Origin of the sequence: Corynebacterium sp. HMSC08F01 (assembly GCF_001807545.1) — a bacterium.
GTDB classification, from domain to species: Bacteria; Actinomycetota; Actinomycetes; order Mycobacteriales; family Mycobacteriaceae; genus Corynebacterium; species Corynebacterium coyleae.
Genome location: NZ_KV789268.1, coordinates 1,081 through 2,557, shown reverse-complemented (window position 1 = coordinate 2,557; position 1,477 = coordinate 1,081). Strand labels below are relative to the sequence as shown.

The 1,477-nt window shown below is 57.7% G+C and carries 1 protein-coding gene; it reads left to right on the top strand.

Going from position 1 to position 1,477, the window contains the following annotated elements; translation table 11 throughout:
• Positions 1 to 1,477: Ig-like domain-containing protein (locus HMPREF3171_RS11965; protein WP_168161859.1), on the top strand; the 1,477-nt coding region annotated here is incomplete at both ends.

The following is a 1,477-nucleotide window of genomic DNA, read 5'->3' as shown; positions in this document are numbered from 1 at the left end:
GGTTCCGGCTGATGGTGGCGAGCACACTGTCGGCACGGTTGAGAACCCGAACGGTGACGAAAAGGGCAAGCTTGTCGACAAGGACGGCAACGATATCCCGGGCTCCAATGTTGAGATCGACGAGGACGGCAACGTCAAGGTGACCGTTCCGGAGGGTACTGATCCGCAGGATGCCAAGGTCATCGTTACCGATAAGGATGGCAAGAAGGTCGGCGAGATCGACGTCAACATCGTTGATCCGAAGTCGGATGCCGCGAAGAACACTCCGGACTACGGCGATCGTAAGAACGTCGAGGCTGGTACGACCGAGACGTCTGATCCGTTTGAGGGCAAGACCGATGTTCCTGTGAAGGAAGCAAAGGGCGAGCCGTCTATCAATGAGGATTGGACCTTCAACACCGTCCCGAACACTGGTGTTGTTGAGGCAACGGCTCCTGGCTACGACAAAGTCGCTGACAAGATCAAGTCTGAGCTGCCGAACATTGATAGCAGCTGGGATAAGTTCAAGGAGATCTTCACTCCGTACGTTCGTCCGTCGGTAGATGTTGACTTCACCTATAACGATGAGTCGAAGAACTCCGCAACCGCGAAGTTCGATCTGGTTGGCAAGGACGGTAAGTCCTTGCTGGATCCGAACGGTGACTTCGATGGTGACGGCATCTCGAACAAGGACGAGATCGAGGGTGGTTCGAACCCTGCTGATGAGGGCAGCATCCCGGATACCACTGCACCGACTGTGGATCCGGTGAAGCCTGGCGATAAGAAGATCACTGGTAAGGGTGACCGTCCGGGTGAGGACATCAAGGTCACGCTGCCGAACGGCAAGGTCATCGAGACCACGACCGACAAGGATGGCAACTGGTCTGTCGATGTCCCTGCTGATGTCGACCTGAATGACGGTGACAAGATCACCGTCACCGACGGTAACGACAACTCCACGGTAGTTACCGTTGAGGACAAGACCGCTCCGGAGGTCAACCCGATCAAGCCGGGTGACAAGACCATCTCCGGTAAGGGCGACCGTCCAGGTGAGGACATCAAGGTCACCCTGCCGAACGGCAAGGTCATTGAGACCACTACCGACAAGGACGGCAACTGGAAGATCAACGTTCCGTCCAACGTCGAGTTGAAGCCGGGCGACAAGGTCACCGTTGAGGATGGCTCTGGCAACAAGGCCACCGCACAGGTTGGCATCGACACCGGTAAGTGTGTCGCTACCGCCGTTGGCTTCGGTCTGCCGCTGATCGCACTGCTGCCGATCGGTCTGGCTACCCAGTTGGAGATCCCGGGTCTGTCCGACTTCGCTGCTCAGGCGAACGCTCAGATCCAGAACGCCAACACCCAGATCCAGCAGCAGCTGGGCATCTTCAACCCGCAGCTGGCTACCCAGGTGGACGCAATCAACGCGAAGCTGGGCCAGTACGGCACTGACCTCGCTACGGTTGCAGGTGGTCTGGCTCTGATCGCCGCTGGCATC